This is a genomic window from Alcanivorax xiamenensis (assembly GCF_009846745.1).
GTDB lineage: Bacteria > Pseudomonadota > Gammaproteobacteria > Pseudomonadales > Alcanivoracaceae > Alloalcanivorax > Alloalcanivorax xiamenensis.
Window position 1 is genome coordinate 1 of the sequence record NZ_AQPF01000082.1, and the last position, 7,913, is coordinate 7,913.

Annotated in this window: 7 protein-coding genes and 1 pseudogene; 7 read left to right on the forward strand and 1 reads right to left on the reverse strand. The window is 59.1% G+C overall.

The window, feature by feature from the left end; genetic code table 11:
- Window positions 1-264: 264 nt before the first annotated feature.
- From otnI to A6D6_RS21110, 6 genes are all read left to right on the forward strand, one after another.
- The gene (otnI, locus tag A6D6_RS21085; protein WP_159661793.1) at window positions 265-1,038 is read left to right on the forward strand and encodes a 2-oxo-tetronate isomerase; all 774 of its coding nucleotides are present in this window, start codon (window positions 265-267) and stop codon (window positions 1,036-1,038) included.
- Between the two features lie 77 nt (window positions 1,039-1,115).
- On the forward strand, window positions 1,116-1,949 hold the full coding sequence (gene djlA / locus A6D6_RS21090; RefSeq protein WP_133493062.1) for a co-chaperone DjlA: 834 nt from the start codon (window positions 1,116-1,118) through the stop codon (window positions 1,947-1,949).
- A gap of 203 nt (window positions 1,950-2,152) precedes the next feature.
- A complete protein-coding gene (locus A6D6_RS21095; RefSeq protein WP_080531123.1) occupies window positions 2,153-2,395 on the forward strand; it encodes an HP1242/YdcH family protein in 243 nt (80 codons plus the stop codon).
- Window positions 2,396-2,680: 285 nt separating this feature from the next.
- Window positions 2,681-3,673 (forward strand): LLM class flavin-dependent oxidoreductase, encoded by a 993-nt coding sequence (locus A6D6_RS21100; protein ID WP_159661794.1) that lies wholly within the window; start codon window positions 2,681-2,683, stop codon window positions 3,671-3,673.
- 360 nt (window positions 3,674-4,033) lie between these two features.
- Entirely contained in the window at window positions 4,034-4,729 is a 696-nt protein-coding gene (locus tag A6D6_RS21105) for a transposase (RefSeq protein WP_159661795.1), read from the forward strand.
- A 473-nt stretch (window positions 4,730-5,202) separates the two neighbouring features.
- A complete protein-coding gene (locus tag A6D6_RS21110; RefSeq protein ID WP_026949751.1) occupies window positions 5,203-5,775 on the forward strand; it encodes a PraA/PraB family alkane oxidation protein activator in 573 nt (190 codons plus the stop codon).
- A 54-nt stretch (window positions 5,776-5,829) separates the two neighbouring features.
- Here the strand turns inward: A6D6_RS21110 and A6D6_RS21115 are convergent.
- A pseudogene (locus tag A6D6_RS21115) lies at window positions 5,830-7,031 on the reverse strand (IS3 family transposase).
- A gap of 102 nt (window positions 7,032-7,133) precedes the next feature.
- Here A6D6_RS21115 and A6D6_RS21120 point away from each other — a divergent pair.
- Window positions 7,134-7,661 (forward strand): hypothetical protein, encoded by a 528-nt coding sequence (locus A6D6_RS21120; protein WP_159661796.1) that lies wholly within the window; start codon window positions 7,134-7,136, stop codon window positions 7,659-7,661.
- The last annotated feature ends 252 nt before the right edge of the window (window positions 7,662-7,913 follow it).

Genomic DNA, 7,913 nt, shown 5'->3' on the forward strand with positions numbered 1-7,913 from the left:
AGCCGCTGTGGGAAGCTTGCTCGCAAGCGAATGAGCCAACGGCGGTGAACACAATTCGCTGCCCCGGCAGCTTCCCACGGAGCCGGGTCACGAAGCCGCTGTGGGAAGCTTGCTTGCAAGCGAATATTGCCAAGCGCTCGAGAGAATCCCATTCGCTTGCAAGCAAGCTTCCCACGGAAGTCCGGTCTACACGGGGCGGGTTTTGTTTGTGGGGGCGGTGGGATCGGGTAACCTATGGCGGCGCCTTGGTCTGGGAATCCCCGCATGCCCCGTTTCGCCGCCAATCTGACTTTACTGTTCACCGAATTGCCGTTTCTGGAGCGCTACGCCGCCGCCGCCGAGGCGGGCTTCAAGGGCGTGGAGTGTCTGTTTCCCTATGAATGGGCACCGACGGTGCTGGCGGAGTGTCTGCGCGAGCACGATCTGCGGCAGGTGCTGTTCAATTTGCCGGCGGGGGACTGGGGCGCTGGCGACCGTGGTCTGGCCGCCTTGCCCGACCGGGAAGCGGAATTCCGCGATGGCGTTGCACGGGCCCTGGTTTATACCGAAGCGCTGGACTGTCCTCGGGTCAATTGCCTGGCCGGTATTCCCGCCGCCGGCGCTGATCCGGAACACTGCTTCGAAACGCTGGTCCACAATTTACGCTACGCCGCCGACCGACTGGCGGAGCAGGGCAGGGAAGTGACCGTGGAGCCGATCAACACCCGGGTGGATATCCCCGGATTCTTTCTCGCCACCAGCGACCAGGCGCTGGCCGCGATCACGGCGGCGGACCGGCCCAATTTGCGCCTGCAGTACGATCTTTACCACGCCTGGGTGATGGGGGAGGCAGTGGCGGCTTCCCTTTCCCGGTTGCGGCCCCATATAGGGCATGTGCAGTTCGCCGACGCGCCTGGCCGTCATCAACCGGGCAGCGGCGAGATGCCGCTGGCGACGCTGTTCGCGCGTCTGGACGATATTGGCTATCAGGGTTGGGTCAGCGCCGAATACCGGCCTTTGGGACACACCCTGGACAGCCTGGGTTGGCTGCCGGCTTAATCGCGGGCCGTATCCACTGGAGCCGGTGAGCGTTCGTCACCGGCTTTTTCACAAAGGGCAGGAGCAAGCGAGTCTTTATGAGAAGTTGGGGTGGCAAGATCATCGTCGGGCTGCTCGGCATGTTGGTGGGTGGCCCTATCGGCTTGGCGGTGGGCGTGCTGATCGGACATTTCCTGGACCGTGGCGTGGAGCGGGTGCAATCGTTCAACCCGTTCCGGCCCTATCGGCCCGGCGAGAAGGAGCAAGTACAGGATGCGCTGATGTCGGCGGTGTTCTCGATCATGGGGCATTTGGCCAAGGCCGATGGTCAGGTCAGTCGCACCGAGATCCAGCACGCCGAAGCCGTGATGGCGCGCATGCAATTGAATCCGGAACAGCGCCGTCACGCTATCGACTGCTTCAACCGGGGGAAGGCGGCGGACTTTCCCCTGGACGCCACCGTGACGGAGTTCCGGCAGCGCATTCGTCAGCGCCGCCATCTGGTGCTGGTGTTCCTGGAAATCCTGCTGCAGACCTGCCTGGCGGACGGAGAACTGAAACCGGAGGAAGAACGGATTCTGATCCGGGTGGCCAACGGGCTCGGGGTGCCGCCGGACCAGTTCCGTCAGATCCTCAACATGCTGTTGGCTCAGGCCCGCTTCGCCGGAGCCGGCGGCGGCGCTGGTGGTGCCGGAAGCGGCCAGCCCGGCGCCAGCCGCCCCTCCATCAATGAGGCCTACGGCGTGCTGGGGGTGGAGCCTTCCGCCTCCAATCAGGAGATCAAGCGAGCCTACCGCAAACTGATGAGCCAGCATCACCCGGATAAGCTGGCGGCTCGCGGCGTGCCGGAGGAAATGATCCGCATGGCCACGGAAAAAACCGCGGAAATCAGCAAGGCCTACGAAATGATCAAGACCGCCCGGGGGTTCTAGCGAGCCTCTGGAGAATACCGCGTCATCCCGGGCTTGACCCGGGATCTCCCTCCGGAGGGGGGCACTTAGTAACGGGGGATGCCGGATCAAGTCCGGCATGACGTTTTTCAGGGGCTTCCGGACCTCTCGACAGGCTCCGGGCCCTGGGTTAGCGTTGGAGAGACCCGCCCGTCCTTGCGACCGCCCGTTGATGAGGGACCGACATGCTTGGCGAGATACACAGCATTCACCACGAATTTCCCGAACACCACGCCCGGATCGACGACCTGGCCCGCGGCGATCCGGGGTTCCGCTCCCAAATCCAGGAACACGATAAACTCGATAAACAGATTCGTGGCCTGGAACTGCGCGAAAGCCCCATCGGCGACGACGAAATGGAAGCGCTGAAACGCCATCGGCTGCACCTCAAGGACCAGATCCTGAAACGCTTGCTTAACGGCGCCTGACGCCGGTCCGCGATCCGCCAGCGGGCTGACTCCCATGGATTGCGCTACGAAGCCGCTGTGGGAGCGGCCTTGGCCGCGAATGGCTTGCCCCGCTGTTGGCAATTCGCTGGCAAGTCAGCTTCCCACGGCCGCTCCGTCGTCTTATCCGTGGCGAGACGGCTTGCGACTTCATCGCCGATCCTTGCCCATTCCTATGGCCTCGGCCCGCCGCGCCTGGCTTTCCTTTGACTTTTGCCGCCAACTGCCCCATCTCTTTGCCCATCGTTTGTTCGTTCGGGAGTTGATATGACGGCCTATTCCGTTCTGGATCTCTGTCCCATCCTGCGTGGCGGGGATCCCACCCAATCGTTTCGCCATTCCCTGGATCTGGCCCGCCACGCCGAGCAGTGGGGCTACACCCGCTATTGGGTGGCGGAGCATCACAACATGCCCGGTGTGGCCAGCTCCGCCACCGCCGTGGTGATCGCCCACATTGCCGCTGGCACTCAACGCATCCGGGTCGGTTCCGGCGGCATCATGTTGCCCAACCATGCGCCGCTGGTGGTGGCGGAGCAGTTCGGCACCCTCGCGTCCCTGCACCCCGGCCGCATCGACCTGGGACTGGGCCGGGCGCCGGGCACCGACATGGAAACCGCCCGCGCCTTGCGTCGCGACCTGCAATCCAGCGCCATGGAATTCCCCCAGGACGTGCAGGAACTGATGGCCTATCTGGATGACCCGGACCCGGAACAGCGGGTCAAGGCGATCCCCGGCGTGGGCACCAAGGTGCCGGTGTGGCTGCTGGGTTCCAGCCTGTTCAGCGCGCAACTGGCGGCTCGTCTCGGCCTGCCATTCGCGTTCGCCTCCCACTTCGCGCCGGAAGCCCTGCACGACGCCCTGGCGATCTACCGCGACCGCTTCGAGCCGTCACGCTACCTGGACAAGCCTTACGCCGCGGCGGGTATCGGCGTCTACGGTGCGGACGACAACCGTGAAGCTCAGGGGCTGTTTACCTCGGTGCAGCAGCAGTTCACCAACCTGCGCCGCGGCCGCCCTGGGCCGCTGCCGCCGCCGCTGGAAAACATGGATGCATTCTGGTCGCCGCTGGAGCGGGCGGGCGTGGAACAGGCGCTGCGCTGTTCCATGGTCGGCGATAAATCCACGGTCACCGAAGGGTTGCGGGAATTTCTCGATAAAACCCAAGTGGATGAGGTCATCATTACTTCCGGCATATTTGACCACGACGCCCGTTTGCGTTCTTACAAAATGGCGGCGGAGATATTAAGCGAATTGGCATGATGTTTGGGTGTCGCGGTCCGTGGACCATTGGTGTCCCACAGTTTGGAATGGCGCCAGACGCTTGACGCTAACATTAAAACCCTGTCACCACAGGTACCGCGGCTACGCAACTGGTCTTTGCGTCAGCTCAAACCGGTCCGCTTGGGGGTTAAGCGTCAAGCATCTGGCGTCTGGCGTCCGGCGCTTTTGAATTTATGGAACACCAATGGTCCACGGCCCCGACCCCCTGGCCTGCATTACAAAAAAAGGGGACAGAAACCCTGGACAAAATCAATCGCTCGTTTCAAAGTGAATGACTGCACCGGCGGATTAAAATCCGTCGGCCTCGGAAAAAAATAACAGCGAAAAAAGGGGACGACCATGCCACGGAGCGGGCGGTTGATTCTTCCAGGGCATCCACATCACGTCATGCAGCAGGGATTCCGTGGTCAAACGGTATTCCACACCGATGGGGATTTCCGCAAATACCTGCGCGACATGCGCGAGCTGAGAGAGGAACTGGGCGTACGTATCTACGCCTGGTGTCTGCTCAGCAACCAGGTGCATCTGTTACTGGATCCGGGTCCCGATCCCGAGGCCCTGCCGGAATTCATGAAAGCACTTTCCCTGCGCACCACACGCCACCGTAACCGGCGGCGCCAACAGAACGGCAGCCTGTGGGAAGGCCGCTACCGGTCCTCCCCGGTACAAACCGGCTATTGGTTTCTTGCCGCCGTACGCGGCATCGAACTGCAGGCGGTGATGCTGGGAGAAGCGGTGCACGTGGCCAGTTACCGCTGGTCCAGCTACCGGGAACGCATGGGCAGGGCGGAACCTTATTGCCTCGATCCCCACGCTGATTACCTGGCGCTTGGCCGTACCGATGAAGAACGGCGGGAAAGCTACCGCCTGCTGATGCGGCAAGGTCAGAGCGAGCAGGAGTGGCGCCATATCGAACTGGCGCTGCGCCGCAGCCAGCCCATCGGTGATGATATGTTCACCCAATCCGCCATCAGCAAGGCATCCAAGACGGTTACATCACGTAACCGGACCCGCCCTCGAAGCCGGAAATCCTGAGCTTTTCAGCGCTTCCCCCGCTCGATGAGCGGGGGCACGTCTTTTCCATCCTCCGTTCGTAAAATGCCAACGCTTCGCGCACGCTTTTTGGGGCTCGTGTTTCGGAACCTTGTTTCAGATTTTCATAAAAAACAGCAAGTTAATAAGCTTGTGGTGTTTTGGCGGTAGGTAAACCTTTACAACATAAATGTATCTTTTTTGCCCGGACCTTGGCCTTTTAGCGCCTTTCCGGGAAGCAAAAGGGGGACAGGTAACTGATGCTAAGTGATTGATTTAAGAGCGCCTTTAAAATGTAACTGAACGATAAATGGCGGATTTCGAAAGATCAACTTAAGACACAACTGTGCACCGTTGTAACCTCATAGTCAGTCGGTACGGGGGGCAACACAGCGACCGGTACCGGCCACGGCAAGCCAAAGGAAGCAGTAACGACTTGCCACCAACCCAAAATATGGACTAATGAGGAATTGATCATGAAGAATATGAAGAAAGCTTTGATCATGGCGATCGGCGGTGCGGCTCTGATGGGGGCTGCCAGTGCTCAGGCGGCTGTAAATGGTTACCAGGGCGGTGTTGTGGTGAGCTCTGCCAGCGCGACTTTCGCAGGCACCACGGTTCTGACCCGTACTGGCCTGCCCAGCCTGACCTGTACTCTGTCTCTTGACGGCACGATTACCCGCACTGCTACTGGCGCGGATATTGAAGTAACGGGTGGTGATGTAACTGGCAGTTTCCTGTGCGGAACCGTCGCTTTGCAGAACTTCCCGTGGACTGCATCAGTTCCCGAATCCGCAGCTCCCACCGCAGCGGCGTCCAACGTACCGGTTCCGGTGACCTTTAATGGTGTCAGTGTGAACCTGTGTGGTGGCCCGTTCAGTGTGGATACAACGTTTACCAATGGCCCGACCGCGGGTGCTGTTCCGAACGTGGAGCCTTCCTCTTTCACCTTTGCCGGCGCAGCGTTGGGCTCCAACTGCTCTGTAAGCGGTACGTTGTCCGTCACCGATATGGCCGACGATATCGATGTTTACGATGATGGTCTGTAATAAAACAAACTGAAGTATTGTCTAGTCCTGGAATAGGTTGATACCTATTTCGTCTCAGAACGCCCGATGCACCGCATCGGGCGTTTTGTATTTCAGGGCCAGATGAGGCCGCTCCCGGTTATAAATCTCCACCGACTCATCAACCATCGTGCGGGCCTGCTCCAGGTTCCCCGGTCGTACCAGCAAGAACTCCGTCTTCAGGATGCCGTTCACCCGCTCCGCCAGGGCGTTTTGATAGCAGTCGTAGCCGTCGGTCATCGAGCATTAGATGCCGTGCTGCTGGTGCAACGCCTGGTAGCTGTCGCAGCAGTACTGAGCGCCTCGATCAGAGTGGTGGATCAGGGGCAGGCTTCCCGGACGCTCCCGCAGAGCCTTGCGCAACGCCTGTTCCACATCCTCGCTGCGCAGGCTCTCATGCACATGATGGCCCACGATTTTGCGGGAGTAGGCACCCGTGACCAGACTCACGTAGCTCATTCCAGAGCGCGTCGGCAGGCAGGTGATATCGGCCACCCAGACCTGATTCGGCCGGCTGGCAACCACTTGCTCCCGGGCCCGGCTTGAGCAGGTTCGGGTGATGCCGGAAGCGGTGATGGCTGTGCGTGGTCTTGTGGTAGGCCGCCGCCGGGGTACCAGTAGACGCCGCACCCGAAGCACTTGGAACAGGTGATCACGCCCAAGGTGGAGAGCCCGGTCCGGTTGCTCATGGAGAAGGTAATGCAGCTTGCGAGCGCCAATGCGAGGCTGGCAGCGGCGAATCGCCTGGACAAAGTCCACCACCCGCTGCTCACGAGCCTCCCTGGCACGCTCCGCTACCAGGCCTGGTGGCGGATGCCCAGGAGATGATAGGCCCTGCTGACGGTCAATCCGGCAACGCGTCTTTGCGTGAGGACTTGCCGGGCCGCTTTTTTTTCCGTCACCCCGTAGTCCTTCTCCATGACATCGACAACGGCTTCGAAGAACTCGGCCTTCTGTTCGGCCAACCGCAGCTTCTCTTCAAGCTCCTTGATTCGCTGTTCGGGGGTAGGTGGGGACTTCGGCACGGTAGGGCTCCGGCTCGCACGGTGGGAGGTGCCAGGACGCCAGTCCTGGTCGCCATATCGACGTAATCACTTTAGTACCGTCGAGCGGCCCTGAATACCGTGGCGGGCCTGGGCCTGCTTATAGGTCAGCTCACCGCGCTCCACCTCGTCCACCACCGCCTGTTTAAAGGCCAGGGTGTAATCCCGCTGCGTGCGCTTAACCCTTTGATTCATCACGTTCTCCCACAATCAGGGCTGGAACGTGTCAACTCTATTCAGGACGGGGCATATGTTTAAAAAAACCGCGTAAAGCGGGCTTTTTTTGGGAGTTAAGAAATGAAAAGGAATATCGCAATAGTGATCGGTTTGGTCTGCTTGGAGTCCACTTCTTGGGCTGGCTTGTATCAAGGAGGGGTTAGTTTCCCTGAGGCTCATGCGACTTTTACAGGCGAATCATTTTTTTGTCGAGACGGGCTTCCAACTTTTCGCTGTGACACGGTTGTCGATGTTAGTTTCCAAGAAACTATCGGTGTTGTTGTTGTCGAAGTCAACGCGTTTAGATTGGAAGGTTTAATTTGCCCTGTTTTTGAGGGGATAAAGTTTCCTTGGAATGGATTTATTCCTGATACAACGCTACCTACTGACCCATCTGTAACTATTCCTATAAGCCTGTCGGGGATCGGGCTCAATGTGTGTGGCTCTCCATTTACCGTTGATGTGAATTTCAATAATGGAGGGAGTTCGAATTCAGCCATTAACTCAGTTTCATCTGTCCTGGATATGGAAGGAGGGGAGCTCGGAACAAATTGCACTTTGAATTTTACGTTGGAGGCGGAATTAGGGGAAGATGTGGATATTCGATAGTGTTGTTTTTTTAAAAGGGAGCGGAAGCTCCCTTTTTTATTGGTGTATGTTTGTGAGGGCCGTTCCTAAAAGTATTTATCGACTAGCTGCGACCTTTCAGTAGGTTAATGATTCGGGGTGCGATCGGGTGTAACTCCCTCCAAAAAAGCGGTGATCAAAATAGAATTTTCCGTAAGTTAGGCGCTGGGGGATTCTGCATGAAGAAGTCCCCCCCTTCCGACTGTCCACTTCCCCGTTAGTGAGACAGCCCTA